This is a genomic window from Novosphingobium sp. ST904 (genome assembly GCF_001298105.1).
GTDB lineage: Bacteria > Pseudomonadota > Alphaproteobacteria > Sphingomonadales > Sphingomonadaceae > Novosphingobium.
Window position 1 is genome coordinate 40143 of record NZ_LGJH01000160.1, and the last position, 21388, is coordinate 61530.

Annotated in this window: 22 protein-coding genes and 1 pseudogene; 2 read left to right on the forward strand and 21 right to left on the reverse strand. The window is 65.7% G+C overall.

The annotated features are described in order from the left end of the window. Positions 1 to 4 precede the first annotated feature (4 nt). The 12 genes from ADT71_RS34300 to ADT71_RS22545 all read right to left on the reverse strand — a co-directional run bounded on the left by ADT71_RS34300 (position 5) and on the right by ADT71_RS22545 (position 10289). On the reverse strand, positions 5 to 367 hold the full coding sequence (locus tag ADT71_RS34300; protein WP_231636114.1) for a hypothetical protein: 363 nt from the start codon (positions 365 to 367) through the stop codon (positions 5 to 7). Further along, positions 364 to 582 carry a hypothetical protein gene (locus tag ADT71_RS34305; protein ID WP_231636115.1) on the reverse strand — a complete coding sequence of 73 codons (219 nt, stop codon included), beginning with the start codon at positions 580 to 582 and terminating at the stop codon, positions 364 to 366. The genes ADT71_RS34300 and ADT71_RS34305 overlap by 4 nt, the downstream gene beginning before the upstream one ends. Beyond that, entirely contained in the window at positions 579 to 1397 is an 819-nt protein-coding gene (locus ADT71_RS34310) for a lipopolysaccharide biosynthesis protein (RefSeq protein WP_231636116.1), read from the reverse strand. Before ADT71_RS34310 ends, ADT71_RS34305 begins: the two co-directional genes overlap by 4 nt. Then, positions 1394 to 2587, reverse strand: a complete 1194-nt coding sequence (locus ADT71_RS22510) for a hypothetical protein (protein ID WP_054440469.1) — start codon at positions 2585 to 2587, stop codon at positions 1394 to 1396. The genes ADT71_RS34310 and ADT71_RS22510 overlap by 4 nt, the downstream gene beginning before the upstream one ends. Positions 2588 to 2639: 52 nt before the next feature. After that, entirely contained in the window at positions 2640 to 3233 is a 594-nt protein-coding gene (locus ADT71_RS34315) for a hypothetical protein (RefSeq protein WP_231636117.1), read from the reverse strand. Then, positions 3209 to 3511, reverse strand: a complete 303-nt coding sequence (locus ADT71_RS34320; RefSeq protein WP_231636118.1) for a hypothetical protein — start codon at positions 3509 to 3511, stop codon at positions 3209 to 3211. Before ADT71_RS34320 ends, ADT71_RS34315 begins: the two co-directional genes overlap by 25 nt. Positions 3512 to 3634: 123 nt before the next feature. Next, the gene (locus ADT71_RS22520) at positions 3635 to 4798 is read right to left on the reverse strand and encodes a glycosyltransferase (RefSeq protein WP_054440471.1); all 1164 of its coding nucleotides are present in this window, start codon (positions 4796 to 4798) and stop codon (positions 3635 to 3637) included. A 54-nt stretch (positions 4799 to 4852) separates the two neighbouring features. Beyond that, positions 4853 to 5620 (reverse strand): DUF2334 domain-containing protein, encoded by a 768-nt coding sequence (locus ADT71_RS22525; protein WP_054440475.1) that lies wholly within the window; start codon positions 5618 to 5620, stop codon positions 4853 to 4855. Further along, positions 5607 to 8000, reverse strand: coding sequence for a TonB-dependent receptor (locus ADT71_RS22530; RefSeq protein WP_054440476.1), 2394 nt, complete (start codon positions 7998 to 8000; stop codon positions 5607 to 5609). The genes ADT71_RS22525 and ADT71_RS22530 overlap by 14 nt, the downstream gene beginning before the upstream one ends. After that, positions 7978 to 8940: a FecR domain-containing protein gene (locus ADT71_RS22535; RefSeq protein WP_054440672.1), complete on the reverse strand. Its 963-nt coding sequence runs from the start codon at positions 8938 to 8940 to the stop codon at positions 7978 to 7980. The genes ADT71_RS22530 and ADT71_RS22535 overlap by 23 nt, the downstream gene beginning before the upstream one ends. After that, positions 8924 to 9508, reverse strand: coding sequence for an RNA polymerase sigma factor (locus ADT71_RS22540; protein WP_082370505.1), 585 nt, complete (start codon positions 9506 to 9508; stop codon positions 8924 to 8926). Before ADT71_RS22540 ends, ADT71_RS22535 begins: the two co-directional genes overlap by 17 nt. Positions 9509 to 9593: 85 nt before the next feature. Then, the gene (locus tag ADT71_RS22545) at positions 9594 to 10289 is read right to left on the reverse strand and encodes a hypothetical protein (protein ID WP_054440481.1); all 696 of its coding nucleotides are present in this window, start codon (positions 10287 to 10289) and stop codon (positions 9594 to 9596) included. Between the two features lie 156 nt (positions 10290 to 10445). Between ADT71_RS22545 and ADT71_RS22550 the strand changes: the two genes are divergently transcribed. After that, positions 10446 to 11492, forward strand: coding sequence for an endonuclease/exonuclease/phosphatase family protein (locus ADT71_RS22550; RefSeq protein ID WP_054440483.1), 1047 nt, complete (start codon positions 10446 to 10448; stop codon positions 11490 to 11492). A 66-nt stretch (positions 11493 to 11558) separates the two neighbouring features. Here ADT71_RS22550 and ADT71_RS22555 read toward each other — a convergent pair whose 3' ends face one another. The 9 genes and pseudogenes from ADT71_RS22555 to ADT71_RS22595 all read right to left on the reverse strand — a co-directional run bounded on the left by ADT71_RS22555 (position 11559) and on the right by ADT71_RS22595 (position 20300). Further along, on the reverse strand, positions 11559 to 12089 hold the full coding sequence (locus tag ADT71_RS22555; RefSeq protein WP_054440486.1) for a TonB-dependent receptor: 531 nt from the start codon (positions 12087 to 12089) through the stop codon (positions 11559 to 11561). A 20-nt stretch (positions 12090 to 12109) separates the two neighbouring features. After that, positions 12110 to 13083, reverse strand: a pseudogene (locus tag ADT71_RS35955) (TonB-dependent receptor domain-containing protein); the annotation flags it as partial. Further along, entirely contained in the window at positions 12977 to 13489 is a 513-nt protein-coding gene (locus tag ADT71_RS32385) for a hypothetical protein (RefSeq protein WP_054440490.1), read from the reverse strand. The gene ADT71_RS32385 and the pseudogene ADT71_RS35955, both read right to left, overlap by 107 nt. Before the next feature lie 18 nt (positions 13490 to 13507). Further along, a complete protein-coding gene (locus ADT71_RS22570; RefSeq protein ID WP_054440493.1) occupies positions 13508 to 14311 on the reverse strand; it encodes a TonB-dependent siderophore receptor in 804 nt (267 codons plus the stop codon). 243 nt (positions 14312 to 14554) lie between these two features. Beyond that, the gene (locus ADT71_RS22575; RefSeq protein ID WP_054440495.1) at positions 14555 to 15595 is read right to left on the reverse strand and encodes an AraC family transcriptional regulator; all 1041 of its coding nucleotides are present in this window, start codon (positions 15593 to 15595) and stop codon (positions 14555 to 14557) included. Between the two features lie 38 nt (positions 15596 to 15633). After that, positions 15634 to 16860 carry a CaiB/BaiF CoA-transferase family protein gene (locus ADT71_RS22580; protein ID WP_132469312.1) on the reverse strand — a complete coding sequence of 409 codons (1227 nt, stop codon included), beginning with the start codon at positions 16858 to 16860 and terminating at the stop codon, positions 15634 to 15636. After that, a complete protein-coding gene (locus ADT71_RS22585) occupies positions 16857 to 18077 on the reverse strand; it encodes an MFS transporter (protein WP_054440500.1) in 1221 nt (406 codons plus the stop codon). The genes ADT71_RS22580 and ADT71_RS22585 overlap by 4 nt, the downstream gene beginning before the upstream one ends. Positions 18078 to 18606: 529 nt before the next feature. After that, positions 18607 to 19107 carry a nuclear transport factor 2 family protein gene (locus tag ADT71_RS22590; protein WP_054440502.1) on the reverse strand — a complete coding sequence of 167 codons (501 nt, stop codon included), beginning with the start codon at positions 19105 to 19107 and terminating at the stop codon, positions 18607 to 18609. Between the two features lie 14 nt (positions 19108 to 19121). Next, positions 19122 to 20300 (reverse strand): MaoC family dehydratase N-terminal domain-containing protein, encoded by a 1179-nt coding sequence (locus ADT71_RS22595; protein WP_054440506.1) that lies wholly within the window; start codon positions 20298 to 20300, stop codon positions 19122 to 19124. Positions 20301 to 20561: 261 nt separating this feature from the next. Between ADT71_RS22595 and ADT71_RS22600 the strand changes: the two genes are divergently transcribed. Continuing rightward, positions 20562 to 21356: an SDR family oxidoreductase gene (locus ADT71_RS22600; RefSeq protein ID WP_054440509.1), complete on the forward strand. Its 795-nt coding sequence runs from the start codon at positions 20562 to 20564 to the stop codon at positions 21354 to 21356. Positions 21357 to 21388: the final 32 nt, after the last annotated feature.

Genomic DNA, 21388 nt, shown 5'->3' on the forward strand with positions numbered 1-21388 from the left:
CGTCCTAGCGGCCCATGCTGCTGCGCCAGACGAGCAGCACGAGCAGCCCACTGGCAAGAATGGCCTGTCCCAGTGCCTGGATACCTGCCCCCATCAGCCCGTAGCGCTGGAGCAGCCAGGGCATGGCCGAGAGGAATACGAGGCTTGCGAAAAGGTTCGCGGCCATCGACCGCGAAGGATGGCCCAGCGCGGAAATGGCCGAACTGCACGGCGGTCCGATCAGCGCTATCGCCCGGGCCAGTACCAGCACGATCATCACGCCGGCAGCCTCGGTGAAGGCCCGGCCCGCAAGGAGCTGGAGGATTTGCTGCGGGAACACCGCCACGACCAGCACCACCGGCGTTGCCGCGACCAAACCGACCGTCACGATCTTTCGCAATATCCGGCGCAGCGCTTCGCGCCCCGGCCATCGGCAACCACATGGGCCAGTTCTGCATATGCGGTATTGCCCAGTATCTGGGCGGGCTGCGCGATGATGACGGTTGCGCGCTGCGCGACCGAATAGAGCCCCGCCATCGCCGGTCCCAGCACCCAGCCCACCACCAGCGGCGCCACTCTTCCCGCCAGTTCGCTTAGAGTCACGTCGGCATTGCTGGCGATGAGAAAGCGCCAGATTCTCGGGTTCTCCTGCGCCGCGCCGCCGGGCGCGGCGTACCCGCAGGATGCCGCAAGGCCGCGCCGAGATTGCGGGCGGCGAGCCATATCCCCATGCCCCACATGACCGCGAACTCGGCCAGCGCGGCGACCAGCCATGCGAACAGGAAGGAGCGGATACCCCAGCCGCAGGCAATGACGATCAGCGCGCCGCCAAGTCGGAAGAGCGGCTGCACCAGATTGTGCAGTCCCAGCAGGTCGAAACGCCCGCAGAGCTGGAGATATCCCGCCGGAGTAGAGCGCACCGATCCCAGCACGGCCAGGGCATAGAACGGTGCGAAGGCCATGGCTTTCGGCGGCCAGCCGAGATGCCCGCCCACCAGCGGCACCAGCAGAGCCGCGGAAAGTATTGCCAGCACGCCGCCGACCAGCTCAACCTTCGCCCCGAAGCGCAGCAGGCGGACGAGGCGATGCGGATCTTCCTGCCGCTGGGCCTCGGCTCCATACCGCACGACGGCCTGCCACGAAGGAAACTCGACGATGCCGCAAACCGTGGTGATATAGGCATGGACCAGCACGAGCACGCCATATTCGGTCGGCCCCAGGAAACGCGTCGCCAGCAGCAGATAGGCCAGGCTGACCAGCCCCGCGCCGGCCTTCCCGCCCAGGACCATGCCGAGCGAGGCGAAGATGCGGCCCACTATGCCGCCGGGCAACGCCTCCGGCCGAACCGGGCTGTCCTGCCTGCGGATCGGCCCTTCACCGGCCGCGCGGCGCCAGAAGAATGCGTCGAGCGGCTTCATGCCGAAAGACGGTTCATGGGGCGGAAGGACGGCGACCGATGCTCTGCGAAAGTCGCGATGGCGATGGCGGCGCGAACCGAGGACGGCGTGTCCTGCAGATCGAAACTGCTGGCGAAAAGTTGCTCCTGCACCGCGCGATAGTGCTCCTCGTGCAGTTGCTCGGCACGGTCGATCGCGGCCGGCAGCTCGTCCGGTTTGCGGATGACCTCGCCCGCTGTCCAGTGGAGGAAATTGGGATCGCCGCGCCATTCGTGGCCGTGGCTGTTGAGGAAGATGCAGGGCCTCGGGCGCAGCATGAATTCGTAGACCTGGCTGCTGGCATCGCCGAGGTAGATATCGGAGGACAGCGTATAGGTCATGTCGGTCGAGGCGCGGCTGCCGAGGTCGATCTTGATATTCTCGCCCCGCAGGAAGCGCTGCGGAATGGCCCCCGCCTTTTCGATGCTGAGCTTGTCGATGGCCACGACGAACTGCCGCTGGAACAGCATGACGTGCGGCGCAAAGACCAGCCCGCTGCCCTCGTCGTTCAGGAAATGCTCGAAAACGGAGTGCCCGTGCCGATACCACGAGGACAGATGCGGCGAGCAATGCGGGTTGTAGAGCACCACCCGCTCCCCCGCCGGCAGGAAGCGCCTGGCGATCCGGCTGGGCAGGACGTCGAACTTGGGATAGCCGACGATGCTGATCCGCGCGGGATCGACCCGGGCTTCGGACACCAGGCGGTCGCGGACTTTCGTGCCCGAACAGAGCACATGATCGAAACAGGCACTGGCCTTGTCGAAGCCGATCGCCCGGTCTCCGGCGCCGTGTCTTGTATGAACGATCGCGAGATCGTGCAGGCCATAGCGCTTCTTGAGGATGAGCGAGGTCTTCTCCGCCACGACAAGTACGTCGAGACTGCGGAAAAACGGGAGATTGTCGCGGTAGATGAGCAGTTTGGCGGCAGGCACGACGCGCCCCAGCAAGGCATCCATGCTGCGCGACAGCGTGGAAGGGCCCAGTTCGACATGCCGGATCGTGCTGCCGAGATAGTCACCGGCCAGGCGGCGCACTTCGGCGGCGAGGGCCGCGTTCGTGGTCGCAACGATCAATTCGCCCGGGAAACCCTGATCGGCCATGGCCATGGCAATCGGCAGGCTGTGGGCGACCTGGTGAATCTGGTCGTGGTTGAACAGGAATCCTATGCGCATGGTGCATGGACTCCGCGCCGCCAGCACACCCGCATCCCGCCCCCTCGATTTTTTATGCCCGCCCTGCTTCCTCCGCTCCGGCGGGGCCCGAGACATGGCGCAGGACATCCAGGGCCACCAACGCGAGGCCGAGCAGCACGTGGACCAGCAGGATCACTGAGGCCATCATCGTCATCAGGGCGGCGATGCTGGTCTCATGCCCGAGCGTGAAGACCGCGAGCCCCGCAAAAGCCACGTCCTTGTTGGGCACGAAGGGCAGCCGGGAAACCAGCAGGCGCAGGGTCGAAAGCAGGAGCCATGAGGCCACCGGCACATGCGGCAGCACCATGTGCCAGAGCACCGCGGACAGGATCGTGGTTGCGGCGATGCGCAGCAGATGGATGCCCAGGATCGCGCCCAGTTCCTCTCGCGGCAGGGAAAAGATGCGTCGGCGCAGGAACATCGCCGCGATCGAGGTGACGAGCACCACGCCCAGCGAGACGAGGACGGAATCGTTCTCCAGCCCGAGATCGCCGGCGGAAACGAACGGCACCACCGCCAGAAGCAGGAACAGCGTCACCCCGTTGCCGGCCATGGCGGAAAGAATCGCCACGTCCTTGATCGCGCCGAACGGCGCCGCGGTCATCGCGCGGCGGCGCGCGCCCACGTGTAGAAATAGGCCTCTCCCAGATAGCCGAAGAGCAGTTCGTTGCACACGAGCTTGCGCAGCAGCGGCACCAGTCCGCCTGCGGGCAGGTTCCAGAGCCGGTGGAAGATCGCCCATTCGCTGAGCGGTCCGGCAAGGTAGAACACGGCGAACACGATCCAGAAGGACGGCGCGCGCGGGACCATGGCGTAAATCCGCGCCGGGTCCATGCCTCTCATCGCCAGCACCACGGCCAGCGCCACGAGCACCGAGAACAGCAGCGGCAACAAGGCCGCCATGCGAAACCGCGAAGCCCTGTCCTGGGCCTGGAGCGGGGGAAAGCGCGGCGACGGCGCAGCAGGCATGGCAGATGGGAGCAAACGGATAGTCCTCGGGTCTTGTGAAGGGAGTGGGGCCGCGACCTAACGCAGCAGCTCCGGGAGGAGCGCGGTGCGCACCTGATCGGACACGGCAACGGCCTCGCGCATGACCGCAAGATACGAAGTTGCGGCCAGTTCGAGCGAGAACCGTGCGGCATATGCCCGTTCGCCGGGGCCCGGCTGCGGCAGCCGTTCCGGGCGGGCAATGGCCTGCGCCATGGCGTGCACGTCGCCGACAGGCACCAGCACCCCCCGCGTGCCGCCCCCCAGCAAGCTCTTCATGCTGGCGCAGCAATCGGTGGCGATGACCGGCAGGCCCGCGGCGATGGCCTCGATCACGACGGCGGGCACCCCTTCGTAGTTCGAGGAGAGCAGCAGGCAGTCCGAGGTCCGGAAATGCTCGTCTGGAGACGGAAGGTGGCCGGTGAACGTCACGATACCCCGCAGCGCCATGGTCCGCACGACCCGCCGTAACGCACCAAGCTCCGGCCCCGCGCCGACGATGGTGAGCCGGTCACCCGGCCTGAACCCCGAGGCGAAAGCCATCAGCAGCATCTCGACATTCTTCTGCGCCGCCAGCCGCCCTACCGCGAGGTAGCGCAGCGCCCGGCCCGCCGCGCGTTCTCGCGGCATCGCCTGCAACCGTTCGAAGCGGCGCCGGTCCAGCGCCGGATCGTGGATCGTCGTCACCCGATGCGCGGCGACGCCCATGCCCTTGACGACTTCGTCGAACATCGGCTCGGCCAGCGCCACGAAGCGATCGAGGAACAGTCCGTTCAGGCGCAGCCAGAGCCGGTACCACAGCCGGCGGAGCAGCGGCTTGTCAGCGCGAACAAGGTCGTTGCTCACTTTCACCACAACCGGCGGGCAGCGATCGCCCAGCAGCAGCTTCATCACCACGCAGACCACGGTGTAGGTGTTGCCGGGGCAGAACAGCACATCGGCCCGGCCCCGCGCCAGATAGAGGCACAGGCACCACATCATCCAGATCGTTTCGAAAGGCGCGGTGGGGATGAAGCTTCGACAGCTCCAGTACCGCAGGCCGGGCGGCGCGCAGGCGCGGTCCGGGCCCTCGTTTCGCCCCAGTACGACGACCACGTCGTGCCCGGCGTCCTGCCAGTGCCGCGCCAGGTTCAGCGCGACGCGCTCAACCCCGCCCGGCTCGAAGCTGTGAATGGGAAGGACGATCCTGAGAGGTTCGGTCATGCCGGTATGACTCCGGCATTCCTCCGGACCCACACTGCGCCCCGGAGGATTTTTTCAGGCGAGCAGTTCGGCGTAGCGGCCCGGAACGTGCCCGGCGGAGAATGCGGCAAGGGTACGATCGATACTGCGCACCAATGACGCCTTCGTCACGTCTCCGGGATGGACGGCGATGCGCACCACGCGCTGGCGCTGCATGGCCCGCCGGGCGAGCGCGGCAAAGAACAGCGAAGAGGCCGTGCGCATGGTGCTGCGGCTTGCCCAGGTGATGACCGGGCCACGTGCGAGCGGCCGGTCCGCGTTGCCCGGCTGCCAGACGCGGAAATGGTCTTCCGCCAGCGCGAAACCGCATTCTTCCAGCGCCGCCATCGCGCCCGGCCCGTAAAGCCAGGCCGGAGCGATGAAACCGGCTGCAGGCATGCCCACGATGTCTTCCAGCAAGGCCTTGCCGTCGCGCATTCGCCGCAAGACTTCGGCTTGGGAAAGGCCAAGGAATTCGCCCTCTCCCGCCGTCATGTGGCGCGCCTTGAAACCGGCCCCGCCGCCGTGGACGGCATCGTCGCGATGGTACCAGCCGTGAACGAACATCTCGACCCCGGCCTCGGCCCAGCCCCTTAGCCGTGCCTGGAAACGCGGCGCTTGCGCAAGCGACGCCCGCCCCCAGTGGTCGGGCACGACCAGCATGGCGAAACGCGCCGCGCCCAGCCGGGCCTCCAGAATCTCGACAAGCCGGTCCACCTCGCTTTCGAAGCAAGGGGCGACATCGTGGATCGAGACAAGCAGGCGCCGGGTCTCAGCGCTAATGCGGAGTTCAGAACTGGGCATCGACACCGATCCTCAGGGAACGCGGGCGCATCGGTGTCTGCTGCAGACCCTGAGCCACCGTGAAGGGATTGCCGAAGGCAAAAGTGTTGCCCCGGTCGTTGAGAATGTTCGCAAGGTCGAGCGACAGCCTCCAGCGGCCGAATGACAGCCGGCCGCCCGCCGAGAGGTCGTAGTAACGCCCCTGTGTCAGCGCGAAGGGGGAAAGGATCGCCAGTTTCGAACGCCCGACATGGCGTATCGCCGTATCGAGCGTGAGGTCCGCCCAGCCAAGCGAATGGACGAACTTGGCCGCCGTGCGCCATCCCTGGTCGGCGACGTTGGGCAAGTCGCGGTCGCTGATGTTGTCGAAGCCCGGGGCGGGATCGGACAGGCTGCTGGAATTGAGGAAACCCGCCGCCTCCAGCGACAGGGCGTCCACCGGGCGCCAGGCCAGCGAAAAGGCCAGATTTCCTACCCGGCCCGAACCGATGTTCGCCACATAGGGCAGCCCGTCTATGGCAACGAGATCGGCCTGGATATTCCGCCAGCGTGCCAGCGAAGCGGCCAGGCTGCCGGACAGGCGGGCGCCCTTCTCCATGCCGAAGCGCAGGCCCAGCTCAACCGTCTGGATGCGGTCGGACACGAAGCGATCCGCGCTGGGATCGGCCGCGGAGCCGGTTACCTGAAGACCCCCGGGGCGATAGCCCTGCTGATATCGGCCATAGGCCAGCACCCCTGCTCCCGGCTTCCATGACAGCGCAACGGAGGGCAGAAAACGCTGCTGGCGGCGCACCGGCTCGAAATCGAGGCCACCCTGCCCCATGAATTCGCTGGTCTGGCGCACGTAGCTGAACCGCCCCCCGAGCGTGAGCTGGACATTGCGCCGCAGCGGAATGCCGAACTCGCCGAAAGCTGCCGCATCCAGTGTCGTGTTGGCGAGATTGGAGAGCGTGTCCAGCGCACCGGGCGCGCCAAGCCTGCGCACCGCACGGTCGATATTGTTGACCAGCCCCAGACCCACGAGCCATGTTCCGCCGTTGCCCCAGTTCCCGCTCAGCCGCGTCTCGTGCGAGAGCAGCTTTACCGCGACATCCTCCTCGTACTGCCGGATCTGCGGCGATGCGGAGGTGGTGGCATCGAACACGGTGTCGATGCTCTGCCGGGCATAGCCGGTGGCAGAAGTCAGCCGGGTTTCGCCCCAGTCGCGGGACAGGGTCACGCCGGCCAGGCGATAGTCGTTGTCGAATGGCTGCGCGATCGCGGACGAACGAACCAGATCGGGCTCTCCGCGCAGGGTATATTGCCCGTCGCGGGAATTGAGGTCCTGTCCGGCCAGAGTGACGTCCACCGTCCATGCCGCATCCGGCTGCCAGCGAAGCGCCGCGCGAAACCCCGTCATGACGTTGCGGTTGATGTCCCTCAGGCCGCGCGCGGCATCGTCGATATAGCCGCCGTCGACGGTGCGGTAGACCACGGCGCGCAGGGCCAGTCGATCCCTTGCCAGCGGCAGGTTCGCCACGAGCGCCCCATCGCCGCCCGGCGCGCCGTCCTGCGTGAGGCGGACGCCGAACGCCCCTTCCAGCGAAGTCTTTCCCGGATCGGGCGGCGTCGGGACAAGGCGGATGATGCCGCCAAGGGTTCCCGCCCCGTAAAGCGTGCCCTGCGGCCCTTCCAGCACTTCGACGCGGGCGATGTCATGCAAGGCAAGATCGGGGTCAGGCGCGGAGTAGATCAGCCGCATCTCGCCCAGATACTGGCTGATCGTAGACTGGCTGGTGCCGTTGAAGCTGCTGTCGGCGATGCCGCGGATGAATATCTTGTTCCGGCCCGGCCCCAGATTGGTAGAGGACAGCTCCGGCAGCTTGCCCAGGATATAGCCGGTTCCGCGCCCGCCTGCCCGTGCCAGTTCCTCGCGGTCAGGCTCCACCACCGCCAGGCTGGCGGGATAGTCGGCAAGGCCGAGGCGCTGCTTGGTTGCCGTGACGAGAATGTCCGGCCCCGCCACCTCCGGGACAGGCACTGGCCGGATAGCAGGAGCCGCCCCCATGCGCGGCGCCCTGGGAGCGATGGCGGGCGCAGCGGCGCGCTTCACCAGCCGCACGGTACGGGAATCGACGAAGACGAAGTCGTACCCGCTTCCGGCGAGAATTCGCCGCAACGCCTCGGCTACATCGTGGCGACCCGAAATCCCGCGCGAACGCAAGGTATCCAGTCTGGGATCGCCGAGCGCGATCGAGATTCCCGCCTGCTGCGCAAGGGCCAGCAAGGCGTCCGAAAGCCGCCCCGCCGGCACCGCGAAGACATGCGTCTCCGCTGCCAGCGCCGGAGCGGCCTGCATCGTGTTGACGGCGACCGCCAATAGAGCGGGAAGGAACCGGTTAACGTGTGATCGACCAACCATCGGCAGTTTCGGTCACCTTCGCACCAATCAGGACCTCGACACGCCGTTGCAGCGCCGCATTGTCCCCGTCCAGCTGTATCACGCCCGTGAAACTTGTCTTCGATAGATCGGGCCCCAGTTCGATGGCAATCCCCCGCGCCCGGGTAATGTCGCCCGCGACTTCCACGAGCGGCGCATCGCGGTAGACCAGCTTGCCCCGCGTCCATGCGCCGATGTCGGCAGCCGCCTTGCTTCCTTCCACCAGCCTGTCGCCGCTCGCCTTCAGGGTATCGCCGGCATTGAGGCGAAGGCGCGTAATGCCGTCCTCGAACCGGACCGCCCCTTCGGACACTTCCACCTGCACCGCGCCGCTGCCGGAGCGAACGTTGAACACGGTCCCCACATCGACCACGCGCTGCGAACCGACGGTCAGGGTGAAGGGCTTTTCCGCATTGTGACGGACGGAGAACTGCGCCTCCCCGGCCTTGAGTTCGGCAACGCGCGGGTCGGACTGGCGCAGCACCAGTTCGGTGCCGCCGTTCAGCATGATCCTGCTGCCGTCGGATAGCGCGATCGTCCGCGCTTCACCGGGCGCCGTCGTCACGGTGTAGGACCGGTCCCATCCTCCCACGGCCATCCATGACCCGGCGGCGACAAGCGCCACGGTCGCCGCCATGGCCGGCCACATCCAGCGTCCGGGCCGCCGCGCGCCGATCGGCGAGACGGCAGCATCCCGATGCCCGGCTTCCGCCTCTGTCCGGAAATTCTCCTGCCTCGCCAAAGCCACGGCGGGAGAGAGCGCCAGATCCTCGTCGCAGACGGCCTCGTAGGCATCGTTGTGGCGCGCATCCGCCTCGAGCCAGGCGGCGAACTCGCCCCAGTCCTCCTCGCTCGCATCGGCGAGCCGCACATGCCAGGCGATTGCCTGCCCATGAATGCCCTCGTCATCGGGACGAATCATCGAACCCTCCTGTTCTTCCGGCCCCGCCGGCTGCATCGTCCAGCCGGGCGCGAATTTCGAGCACCGCGCGATAGGCGCGCTGCAAATGCTTTTCCACCGCGCTCAGGCTTATCCCGAGATGCCCCGCGATTTCCTTCTGCGACGCGCCTTCGATCCTGAACTGGCGGAAGACGTAGGCGGTCCGCTCCGGCAACTGGGCAAGCCGGGCTTCCACGCGGGCCAGCTGGTCACGGGCCACGAGCGTGGCTTCGGCGTCGGGCGCGGCATCGGCCTGTTCCTCGCCGTCCCGCGCGTCGATCCAGCCCGCATCGCGGGACTGACGGCGGGTTTCCGTGCGCCGCCGGGTGTGAGCCATGTTGTTGACCATCTGGTAGAGATAGGCGCGCGGTGCGCGGACCGGCCCCGTCACCGTGGTTTCAAGGCGAAGGAACAGATCCTGCAACAAGTCCTCGACATCCGCCTCGCTTACCCGGCGGGCCAGCAGGAAGCGCCGCAGTTCGCCCCGCATGGCGAGGCATACCTGCCGTAGTCCTCCATCGGCAGGCACCTCCTGCCCGAGCGACGTCATAGCCCGTCCTTCCTGCGCAAGCGCTCTTTCCTCTCTCAGGTAAAGCAGATGTTCCGGTGATCTTCCAGCGACCGTCATGGCACCCTCAGAAGCTGGACGTCAGCACGAGGCTGACATCGCTGCCGGCTCGCAGTGCCTGCCCGAGGCCCGCCGCCCTTCTACCGGAATGCACGTCGAGCCCGAGCCAGGTCCGCGGCTCGCCCGAGCCGTTGAAAACGGCGACGCGGGCGGCAGCGTGAACACCCATGGCTGCCGCGGGCTCGCCGTTGGTCATGCGAAGGAGGTCGTTTTCGAGCGAACGCCCGCCCCAGCCGCCCTGCCGGTAGACGCCGGCCGAAACCCACCAGTCGCGCCCATGATCCAGCGAAAGTTCCGCCGCCGCATATCCGGCGCGGGTCTTGGCGGGAAGCAGAATGCCGGAACCGCTTCGCCGGCTTACACGGCCGGCAACGCCGTTCAGCCGCAGAATACTGCTGTCTCCCAGCGAATGCCAGGCGCTGAAGCTCATGTGCCGGCCCCGGAACCGCGCCCCGTCCGGATCGCCGGGAAGCTCTACCGGATCGAGCGAACGGATCGCCAGCAGGTCGAAACGCCAGCCCGCATCGCCGGAATCGTTTTCAAGGCGCATGACCTTCACCTGATCCGGCATGGACATATCGGACAGCGACCACTCGACGAGTTGCGGCAGATAGCGCGCGCCGCTCATGCCCCAGACCTTCTCGGTCCGCGCCTCGGCAATGTTCGGCCCCATCGCAAGCAATGCGCATGCAACGCCGGTCATCCTGGATCGCCTCATGGCTGGAGCTCCGTTCCCCGTCCCGAGCGGCGGGACCTGGGAGAGACTCCGGTGCGAGCCCGAACCCGCACCTGAAAATGCGTGATGCGGGAAATGCGGGTTCCCGGCGTCTAGGCGAGATCGAAGCTGGAGTTCTCCTGCGTGTACCGACTTGGTTTCATCACCCTTGCCATGGTTGCCGGTCTTTCCGCTTCCAACATCGCCCGCCCCCTTCCGGCCGCTGTCTACCAGCCGCGAGCCAAAGCTGCTTCGGGAACGCCGGGCACACTTTCCGTCATGACCTACAATGTGAAGGGCCTGCCCTTCCCCGCCGCGCTGGGCCGCCCGGCCGCGCTGGAAAAGATCGCGGAGCAGCTTGGAAGCCTCAGGCTAAGCGGCCGCCAGCCGGATGTCGTGGCCTTGCAGGAAGCATTCGTCCCCGAAGCCAAGGCGATCGCCGCTCGCGCCGGTTACAAGTGGATCGCGATCGGACCGCAGCCCTCGGAAGCCCTCGGCACGCCATCGGATCGCTCCGAGAGGCTCGCCTCCGCCAATCTTGCGAACGGCGCGTCGTGGACCAGGGGCGAGACCGAGGGCAAATGGGTGGACAGCGGCCTCGTCATCATGTCGGACTACCCGATTATCGCTGCAAGACGGATGGCCTTTCCCGCGTCCCTCTGCGCGGGTTTCGACTGTCTCGCCTCCAAGGGACTGCTGGTGGCCTGGGTCAGGGTTCCGGGGCAGGCGCAACCCGTCGCGGTTGCGAATACCCACCTCAACTCCCGCCGCGCCTCAGGTGTCTCGGTCGATCGGGCCAACCAGGCCTACAAGCTGCAACTGGCCGCTGCCTTCTCATTTATCCACGCCCAGGTTCCTGCGAGCCAGGCATTGGTTTTCGCCGGGGATTTCAATGTCGGCCACGACCCGGACCGCATCTCCGGAGCGAAAAGCCTGATCGGCGATGCACTGGGCACCGCTGAAGCCTCGTCCCGGCTGCCCGGCGCGGAAACGACCTTGCGGCCGGAACTTGCGGCAATCGTGAAGCGCGGCAAGGACAAGCAATATTACCGTTCCGGCACTGCCACGAAGCTCGCCTTCGGGGCCATGGACGTACCGTTCGGCGCCCATCCCGGGGCCGATGCGCTTTCGGATCACATCGGCTACGTCGTCACTTATTGCTTCCACAGCAACGACTGCAAACAGCGATGAACCCGCAAGGTCGGGGCATCGACCTTCGGGCCGCCCGGGCAAAGTGCCCGAGCGGCCCTGTGAGGGTCAGAACTTCTTGCTGACGCCGAACTGGACGATACGCCCGATGCTGAAGGCGCTTCCCTGCGTGGTATCGAAGCCCAGACCGGCTGCCGAACGGAATTCGGGCGGCGACACATCGAACAGGTTCTGCACGTTCAGGGTGAACGACAGGTCGCTCCCCCAGGCGGACTTGGACTTCACGTCATATTTGAAGAACAGGTTGATCGCATCGAAGGCCGAAACCCGGGTCTGGCCGAATTCGACCGTGCCCCGCTTGTATCCCGAGGTGTGGTTCCAGATGACCTGCGCGCGCAGCCCGCCGACCCGCGTTCCCAGCGTACCCTGGATGCGGAACACCGGGGTGTTGAAGGCCAGATCGTCGGCGACAGGCAGCGAAGGCAAGGCGCGCGATTTCTGCGAAAGTCGGTAGTTCCCCGTGACGCTCGCATCGAAGGAAGCGAAGCGGGTATCGAGCACGTAGTTGGCCGAGAAATCCAGGCCGTCGAGCTTCGCGGTGCCCAGGTTCCTTGCGCGGGTGTCCAGCGAGACCAGCACAGGCGAATTCGTACCGCCCGAAGTGATGATCGCCTGACCGGTCGAGGTCGGTTCGCCACCGTGAAGTTGAAGTTGGCCGGATCGAACTGCGTCAGGTAGGCCGCCAGTTCCTGGCCGCTCGGGCGAACCGAATAGAGCTGCGGGAAGTTCGCATAGTAGTCGCTGAGGTCCGCTCCGGTTACCGGCCTCCCGATCGTTCCCGTGAGGTCAATGTTGTAATAGCTCGCGTTCAGCGTCAGCCCCGGCAGGAACGGCGGCTCGATCTCCGCGCCGACAGACCAGTTCGTCGCCTTCTGCGGCTGAATTCCGGGAGCGGTACCCGACACGAAGAGCCCGATTTCGCCGGGAGCGGCGGTTACGCCGGGCGGCGTGCGCAGGAATGCCGCGGGCACCGTGGCCACGGCCGAGGCCATGACGCCAAGCTGGTCCACCGGCGACGGAGCCGTGAAGGACTTGCCCCAGTTCCCCCGATCGCGATCCATTCGACCGGGCGCAGGGTTGCGGCGAACTTCGGATTGAAGGTGTCGCCGAAGTCGTTGTACTTGTCGTAACGTGCCGAGGCAGAAAGCGTCAGTTCGTTGATGAACGACATGGCGTTTTCATCGCCGACGATCGGGATCGAAAGCTCGCCGAAGACCGAATCCACCTTCTGGGTGTAGCTCGTCGGGTCCTGCAACAGATACGTCGATGCATTCGTCGACCGCCTGTTGAAGTTGTCCTGCATGTGCTCGTAGCCGGCCGCCGCGCGCAGCGTGCCGCCAGGAAGCTCGAACAGCGGCCCGTTGACGATGGCCCTATAATCGAACAGTTCGTTCCGGCCGTGCCTTTGTTGTAGCGAAGCAGGCCCGAAGCCACGCTGGGCGCTGTTGCAGCCACATCGTAGGGATTCAGCGTCCCCCCGGCCAGAGCGGCAGACTGTGCCGCCGCGCTGATCTGCGCATTCGAGAACGACGTCGTGGCAAGGCCATAGCTGAACAGCCCGCTGAATTCCCAATCGGAGCCCAGCTCGACCGAGATCGAGGAGCAACCCGCCATGTTTCGAGGTCGGTATTCTGCGTGGACGAAGCGGTTCCGAACAGCGGGCTGTAGTCATACCGGACAACCTGAGGCAGCCCGTCATTGGCGTCGCCGGTCGGACGGTAGAAGGGAGAGCTTGCCGCGAGCGTGGCCTGACCCGCAGCGCCGGTGCCCAGCGCTCCCGTTCCCAGCGTCCCGCCGATCTGCTCGATCGAACGATTGGCGTAAAGCGCGGTCACATCGAAGCGCACCCCGCCCGAGAGGCGCTGGTTGAGACGGGCGAACACGGTGTGCAAAGTCGTGGTCGGATAGATGGCGACAGGGTCGGAGAAATCGCAGGAATTGGGACCGCCGGCGGTGATCCCGCCTCCCGAAGGCCACATAGGAGGTCGTTCCGATGGTCACGTTGGGCGCGCACAGTTGCGGCCGGTGGGTACACCGGTGTTCCAGTCGACCTGCTTCACCCAGTCCCGGTCGGCGCCAAAGACGCTGTCATGGTGGGAATAGCCGTAGGCCACATAGAAGCCGCCCGAGCCCCAGTCCTTGCCGGCCATCCCGCTCGCCTCGACCGACTGGAAATCGTCACCGATCCCGTATCGCGCATCCATCTGGACGCCGTCGAAACGATCGCGCGACACGAAGTTTATCACGCCGCCGAGCGCGTCCGAGCCATAGACGGCAGAACCGCCGTCCGTCATCGCCTCCACGCGCTGGATCACGCCCGGCGCGATGATGTCGGGATCGACGGCAACCTGCTGGATGCCCGCGCCAACAACGCGCTGGCCGTCGAACAGCACGAGCGTCTGGGCGCCGCCGCTGGTGTTCGCGCCGGGAAGGCTACGAAGGTTGGGGCGATTGATCGGGTTGCTTCCATTGGCGCCCGGCTGCTGCGAAACGCCGGCCGGCAGTCCGTTGAAGAAATTGCCGACTTGCGGAATGGAGCTGAGAACCTGGCTCGTCGTGGCAGCGCCGGTGGCCGCGATTTGTTCCGCGCTCATGTCGATGACATTGTTGCCGGCCGGGGCGATGCCGCGGATGAGAGTACCGATCACGACGATCGGTTCGCTGGTCACCTGGTCGGCAGCCGACTGGTCCTGCGCAGGCGGCGGCGCGTCGGCCTGGGCCATTGCCGCTGCCGGCATGACAGCGACCGAAGCCGCGCAGAGCGCGAGACGACCGACCGAACACTTGTAATTGATTGCCAATTCCTCATCCTCCCCTGGTACAATCAAACCCGTCGGCCTTTGCGGCCGATCGAGGCAACGAAACGTCTTGATCGAGACTTGCGGTTGCGCCTCCGCATTTCGGGATGGTCGGGATATCGGCTGCTTCTCAGGCAGCCCCCGGCTTCCCCCCTTCCATTCGCCGCCATGCCCGTGAAGGCCGGCAGCGTGTCCCGTCTTTTTGTGTAACGGTTCATGCGCCAACTTGGCGGCGTTTGGCTTGACCTATCCGGACAGCCTCTCGCGCCGGCACAACTCGTCCTTCAATCCGGTGGGCGATTTGCCGAACCAGCGCCGGCAGCTTCGCGAGAAGATGGACTGTTCCGCAAAACCCAGCTTTTCCGAAATGCCCCGAAAATCGAGGTCCGTCCGCTCCAGGTAGTAGCAGGTCAATTCGCGCCGGACGCTGTCCTTTACTTGCTGGAAACCAAGGCCTTCCTCGCGAAGCCGGCGGCGGAGCGTGCGGGCGTGAAGATTGAGCGCATGGGCCACGCTGTCCGTCGAACTGTCTCCCAGGGCGAGCGATCGCAGCACCAGTCCGCGAACTTCCGCATCGACGGGAAGCTGGCGCTTGGGGAAATGCTCCTCAAGGTAGCGCAGCATGTCCCGATAGACATATTCATCCTGGCTGAGGATGGGGCGTGTCAGGTCTTCGTCGAAGAACACAAGACCGTCGGCCGGCTCCCCGAACAGCACGTCGCAGCCGAAATTCCGGCGATAGGCGGAGCGCGTGGATACCGGTTCGTGGCGGAAGCAAACGCGCCGCGCCCGCGATAGGCCGCCCGTCATTTCCATCGCTTCGAGATGCCCGATCAGCAGGACCTGCTCGATGGCCTGCGCGCGATTTGCCGTGTCGCCAAGCAACAGTTCATGGCCCGCGAAGGTGGCCGAGGGCTCCGCATGGGTGCTGAGCCAGACCCGCACGGCCCGGCTGTGCGCCCCGCTGTGCTCGCAGGCGGACCGCACTGCATCGCCGAACGTTCTGGAAGTGCGCATTACGTTGCCGAGAGGGCCGAAAACCGCTCCGCCGCGCTGGCGAAGCGCAAGTCGCATGCCCAGATCCGGGCAATCCAGCCTCCTCGCCGCCGTGTCGAGCAAGCGGATCGCCTGCCGATAAGTCAGCCTTCCGGAACCTTCCGAAAAATCCCGAGGCGCAATCTCCACTTCCTCGAGTAGCGCGGGGAGATCGCCTCCCAGTTCGCCGAAAAGCGCCGTGAAGTGCCGCAACAGCGGGGTGTACAGCCTCTCGAAGTCCGCTTCGCTCACGGCAGCCGTTCAGCTTGAAAGCACGGCTGCACCGGCCGTCATGCGATGGTGCCGCATGCCTTGAGCTCCTCTATCCGGTCCCACGGCAGTCCGATCTCCATCAGCACCAGTTCGGTATGTTCGGAAGCCTGCGGAGCCCGGGTCGTGTCGACGGGAGCATGATCGAACTGCACCGGCCCTCGAACGAGCTTGATGGGATCGCCGCCGTCCATGGCCTCGACCTCGAAGAGCATGTCGTTGGCCAGCGCCTGCTCGTCATGCGCGAGGTCCAGCAGGCTCTGGTAGGGCGCCCATTGGCCCGTGTAGGTCTTCAGATGCTCGCGCCAGTAGGCGAACGGCATGGCATTGAACCGGGCGTTGATGATCTCGCCGGCGGCCTCCCAGTTTTCAAGCAGCTTTTCCGCCGTCGAGAAGCGGGGATCGTCCGCGGCTTCCGGCACGCCGACATGTTCGAACAGGCTGCGGATATGCGGCCCCGGAATGAGCGTGCACAAATTGATGGTCCCGCCGTCGGACGTGGCGAAGTTACCCATGAAGGGATTGCCCGGATTGGAACCCGAACGCGGCATTCCGACACGCATCGCCCGCTTGTTCTCAAGCTGGATATCGAGCGCGCTGCCCGCCGACCACCAGGCGGTGGACAGCAGCGAGACGTCGATTTCGCTGGGCTTGCCGGTTCGTTCCCGATGGAACAGCGCACCGGCGATCCCGCCGGCGAGATTCATGCCGCCCGTGGAATCGCCAAAGGCCGGAATGCCCTGGGACAGCGGCCCCTCAAGCTCTCCCGGGCTCATCGACCAGCCCACCCCGCTTCGGGTCCAGAACGCGGTGCCGTCAAAACCGCCGACGTCGCGCTCCGGGCCCTTGTCGCCATAGGCGCTGCCACGGGCGTAGATGATATCGGGATTGGCCGCGCGAATGTGCTCGATATCGATTTTCAGCTTCTGCCGCAGATAGGGCAGATAATTGGTCAGGAAGACGTCGCAGCTTCGGGCCAGTTCGTAGATGACCTCCTGCCCTTCGGGCGTCGAGATGTCGACGCCGACCGAACGCTTGCCCCGATTGGGATGCTCCATCATCGTATGGCGCAGCGGGTTGATCTTCATCCCCCCCATGTTGATAAAGCCGCGCATCGCATCCCCGCGCGTGGGATGTTCGATCTTGATGACATCCGCGCCCCAGTCGGCGAGAATGGCCCCGCCTGCCGGCACGAACGTGTGCTGGGCAACTTCGAGAACGCGAACGCCCTCCATCACTTTCGTCATGCCGGGCATCCTTCCAGATCTAGCGGTCGCGGAGCCCGCGCCAGGGTCAAAAGCAGAAACGCGCCCACCAGCACGGCAGTACCGGCAACCACCAGGAAGGTGCTGTAGCCACCGGTCCGTGCCAGGATGATGCTCAGCCCCACGGCGCCGATCGCAGCGGAAGCCGACATGGTCGCGGTCATCAGCCCCATGACGGAACCATAGATCCGAATCGGGAAGCACAGCGCTACGAGGAAGGCGATGATGTCGCCCTCGGCACCGAAGGCGAAGCCCAGGAAGAAGACCGCCCCCGTCAACACCGCGGGGGCATCAAGGCTTGAGGCGATGATGAACAGTCCAAGGCTCGGCAGGGCAAGGGTAAAGAACGAGATCGCGAACGGATTGAACCGGTCCAGCGCAACACCCGTGATCAGGCGGCCCGCAAGCATCCCGATGGACAGCGCGCTGATCATCACCGACGCCCCGCGACCTGTCACGCCGTTGTCGAGCAGCACGAGCTTGAGCTGCGTCAGCATGATGACCTGGGGAATGTTGCAAAGAAGCATGGCCGCCAGCAGGATCCAGAATGCGGGTGCACGAAAGATCGCCGGATAATCCTCGCGCGCAGGCCGCCGGGGCGCGCGCGCACCTGCCTGCCGGTCCGCTTCCGCGGGAATGAGGAGGAATGTGATCGTGCCCGCCACCACGGCGAAGATCGCCAGCAACTGATAAGCGGCGCGCCACCCGTTCGCCTCGACGTAAGCGTTGAGCAGGGGGCCGCCGATCGCACTCACGAGCGCGGGACCGGATGCCACGATGGCAAGGGCAGCCCCTCTCGCAGCGGAAATGCACTGGACCGGCAACCGGGTATACACGGTCGAGGTCGTGGTAAGGCACACCACGCTGTGGATCAGGAAGATCACGATATAGGTCTGTAGAGAGCCGCCCATCAGGCTGTATGCCAGATACATCAGCGGCAGCGTCACCTGCCCGATAAGCGCCGTCCACCGGACACCGAGAACGTCGGCGATCCGGCCTATGAACGGAAATGCCAGGGAACTGACGATCCCGAGGCTTCCCACCATCGCGAAGTCCGCCTTGCTCCACCCGTTGGCGGCGATCATGCTGGGCGCGATCGCACTGGTGACGGTTCCCGCCAGCGACATACCCGTGCCCACGCCGACCGTTGCGGCAAGCAACGGTCGCCAATTCGATCTCAACTCCGCAAGATACGTCACCGTGGCTCCTTCCCGTTCGTGCCTGATGGCAATTGTTCTGGTTCCCGGGCAGTCCCCGACCGGCAGTTCGCGCAGACGACATCGCCTGTCCATCGCTGCTGCCGGTTCGGGACATGCCAGGCGTGGTTCACGTCACATCCGCAAAGAACCGGCACCTTTGCGAACATATTCCGCACCCGGCATCCCTGCGTTCGAAGGCCCAGGCCCCCATGCCACGAAAGCGTCTTGCGCGTTCGAAACCGCCGCGGGCTTTCGCCCATGGCTTTTCGAAAGGCGGTCGAAAATGCGCCGGAATTGGTGAGGCATGATCCGGCCGTCAGCCTGCACGGACTGCGCCTTCAGGGGGCTGTACCCGCTGTTTTGAGCATCGTGCGATCTAGCCCACATCCCAGCTTACGCGCCCCTGCGGGCAGCGTTCCTCTCACATTTCTCTTGTCTGCGCTGGATAGCCCGATCGCCGGCAGGACGCCAATTTGCGGAGGTCGAATCCGGCCCGGCGATACGCGAGGGGCTCCGCCCGCCCCCCTTGTCAGGTCGGCAGATAGCCGATCCGGCCTGCCCGTTCCTCCTCGTGGAGCGCGGCGAGGTCCAGTTCGAAGGCGATGTCGCCCTCGGGCATCTGGACGCGGGGATTGCCCGTCCAGTAGAGCACCCGGCAGCTCCGCCGGGCGATGCGCCAGCCGTTTTCGGTGCGGACCAGTTCATCGTCGTAGTAGCCGCTGCCGTCCCACACCGGCGGCTGTCCAGCGGCATGACGGATGAGCCGCCACTGGCCATATGTTACTGTAAAAGCTCTATCTTCCTCCACTCGAACGAGGTGATTGCTCATCACATGCTGGGTTGCATCGAACATTTCGTGAAAGGCACCGAAAGCATGCTGAAAGGCACCTAGGTCGTTCCAGCACGAACCGGGCCCGTAATCGACCGCACAGTCCGCCGTGAACACCCGCCCGAACAGATCCCAGCGCCGGGTGTCCATGGCGAGACCGTAGAGATTGAGCACTTCGACGATGTCCTCACGGTCCGCCATGGTCGTCCTCCCGGTCAGAGCGGCAACGATACCGTCGCGGTGCCCTTGAGGATGGTGGCGCCGTCCTGCGTGGTCATCCGCGTCTCGACCGTGACCACCGGCATCCCGAATTCGGAAGTCTCCTGCCTGTCGATCACGGCGGCGTCCACGTAAGTCACGTCCCCTTCGAAAGCGGGGCTGCGGAACTGGGTCTTCGAGTGCCAGATATAGCCTTCGTGCCCGGCCCAGTAGGCCACCGTATCGAGGTGCCAGGCATTCATCGACGAGCCGTAGCCATAAGCACCGCCCATGCCGACCTTCTCGGCCTTCTCGGGATTGATGTGCCCGGAGCTGGGCCCGTGAAACAGGCCGTCACCCTGGCGCGGATCGATCTTGCGGGCTTCGAAGTCGTAGCTCATGTCGCCGCCGAAGCCTGCGTCTTCCTGGGCGGGATCGTGCACGCCTTCAGGTGCGTTCCAGCGCCAGGTGCCCCAGATGTTCTGCCGGTGCGCACGGCATTCGAGCGCGAAAGTGACGCGGCTGTGCGGCCCGATCACCCGGCGCGGCAAAGTATCGCCCACCTTGACCGTGCTCCAGCGCGGCGAGATGCCTTCGCGGCCCGACCTGATCCAGTCCAGCCGCACTTTCGCCACTTCGTCCAGTTCCTCCCTTGTCCAGGACCTGGGCGCGCGATTCTCCTTGTCGTAGACTTTCCGCTTGTTCGCCTCCTCCACGAGGTAGCGGATCGAGGTCGCCCGCTCCTTGGCGACGAGCGCGCCGTGCTGGTTACGGTGGACCGTATCGCCATCGGCGAACATCGTCGGCCCGGCAAAGCCTGTCTCGGCAATGCGATAGCCCGCGAAACTGCGCTCCTGCACGAGCTTGTCGCCGGGGCGGACGGGATTGCCGTAGAACCACCATTCCTCCCCCGCGAAGATCAGGTGCGATCCCGGAATCCGGCCGACGCAGGAAGGATGGCAGCCGTGGCCGTAGTCCATGGCGACGGTGAAGCTCTGCGGGGCGACGATACCGCCGAAGCGGCTGGCCCGCGCGAAATTCTCGTCCCAGTGCAGGGGATTGGCGTAATCCATCGCCTGTGCCCAGCGGCGGATGTCCGTGGCGTTGCACGGGTCCCAGAACTCGGCGAAGATCACCGGCTTGCCGACCCACCGATCGACATCGCTGGTGTCGAGGAACACATCGCCTTCGGCCATTTCTCTCTCCGATCTCTCGCGGCCTGCCCTTTGCGGCAGTGCCGAACCCGTCCCGTCCGATCTTCACCCGCGACGCGGCGGGCGCCTGTCCGTAGGTGCAGCCGCATCGGCAGTGGACGCAAGGCGCCGCCGCGCCGCGCCCATCAAGTGCGCAGGGGCGATACTTGCGCGCCGACCGCATTCGATCGCACCTTTCCGGCCGTGAATTGCGCTAGCCCTTGGGCCAAACACGAATCAAACCCGCTCGGGAGAGCCTGCTTCATGAAGATCGACAATACCCTCGCCGCAGTCGTCACCGGCGGCGCTTCGGGCCTCGGCCGCGCCAGCGCTCAGGCCCTTGCCGATGCCGGCGTGAAAGTGGCCGTGTTCGACATCAGCGAGGAAGCGGGCGAAGCTTTCGCGGCCGAGATCGGCGGCGTGTTCTGCAAGGTGAACATCCTTGACGAGGAAAGCGTGGAAGCCGGCTTTGCAAGGGCCCGCGCCGCTCACGGGCAGGAACGGATCGTCGTCCACTGCGCCGTCGTGGCCGGCGGCGGCAAGACCGTCTCGTTCGACAAGACCACCGGCGGCTACAAGCGCGCCGCCACCGAGCAGATCGCCAGGACGGCCGAAGGCGTGTTCACCGCGTCCTACCGCGTCGCCTCGATCGCCGCGCTGGGCATGGCGGGCGCCGACCCGCTCAATGAGGACGGCGAACGCGGCTGCATCGTGTTCACCTCGTCGGCCGCATCGCAGGACGGACAGGTCGGGCAAGTCGCCTACGGCGGCGCCAAGGGCGCGGTGAACGCCATGGTCCTGCCGATGGCCCGCGATCTCATGGACCTCGGCATCCGGGTGAACGCCATCCTTCCCGGCACTTTCGCCACGCCGCCGATGCTGCGGGTCAAGGAAATGAACGAGGCGGTCTACGATGGCCTCGGCAAGGCCGTGCCCTTCCCCAAGCGGCTCGGCAATCCCGAGGAATTCGCCTCGCTGGTGATGGAACTGGCCCGCAACACCTATTTCAACGGCCAGTGCATCCGTCTTGACGGCGGCATCCGCATGCCGCCGAAATGACCGCTTCCGCTTGAGAATCGCCGGACAAGCCT

Excerpts from the sequence above, each read along its gene's own strand:
- ADT71_RS32385 (WP_054440490.1), bottom strand. The coding sequence starts at position 13,489 with ATGTGGCCTTCGGGAGGCGGGATCACCGCCGGCGGTCCCAATTCCTGC.
- ADT71_RS22520 (WP_054440471.1), bottom strand. The coding sequence starts at position 4,798 with ATGACCGAACCTCTCAGGATCGTCCTTCCCATTCACAGCTTCGAGCCG.
- ADT71_RS22540 (WP_082370505.1), bottom strand. The coding sequence starts at position 9,508 with ATGACGTCGCTCGGGCAGGAGGTGCCTGCCGATGGAGGACTACGGCAG.
- ADT71_RS22595 (WP_054440506.1), bottom strand. The coding sequence starts at position 20,300 with ATGGCCGAAGGCGATGTGTTCCTCGACACCAGCGATGTCGATCGGTGG.
- ADT71_RS22525 (WP_054440475.1), bottom strand. The coding sequence starts at position 5,620 with ATGCCCAGTTCTGAACTCCGCATTAGCGCTGAGACCCGGCGCCTGCTT.
- ADT71_RS22590 (WP_054440502.1), bottom strand. The coding sequence starts at position 19,107 with ATGGCGGACCGTGAGGACATCGTCGAAGTGCTCAATCTCTACGGTCTC.
- ADT71_RS22580 (WP_132469312.1), bottom strand. The coding sequence starts at position 16,860 with ATGACGAAAGTGATGGAGGGCGTTCGCGTTCTCGAAGTTGCCCAGCAC.
- ADT71_RS22530 (WP_054440476.1), bottom strand. The coding sequence starts at position 8,000 with ATGGTTGGTCGATCACACGTTAACCGGTTCCTTCCCGCTCTATTGGCG.
- ADT71_RS34310 (WP_231636116.1), bottom strand. The coding sequence starts at position 1,397 with ATGAAGCCGCTCGACGCATTCTTCTGGCGCCGCGCGGCCGGTGAAGGG.
- ADT71_RS22545 (WP_054440481.1), bottom strand. The coding sequence starts at position 10,289 with ATGACCGGCGTTGCATGCGCATTGCTTGCGATGGGGCCGAACATTGCC.
- ADT71_RS22510 (WP_054440469.1), bottom strand. The coding sequence starts at position 2,587 with ATGCGCATAGGATTCCTGTTCAACCACGACCAGATTCACCAGGTCGCC.
- ADT71_RS34320 (WP_231636118.1), bottom strand. The coding sequence starts at position 3,511 with ATGGCGGCCTTGTTGCCGCTGCTGTTCTCGGTGCTCGTGGCGCTGGCC.
- ADT71_RS22600 (WP_054440509.1), top strand. The coding sequence starts at position 20,562 with ATGAAGATCGACAATACCCTCGCCGCAGTCGTCACCGGCGGCGCTTCG.
- ADT71_RS22535 (WP_054440672.1), bottom strand. The coding sequence starts at position 8,940 with ATGATTCGTCCCGATGACGAGGGCATTCATGGGCAGGCAATCGCCTGG.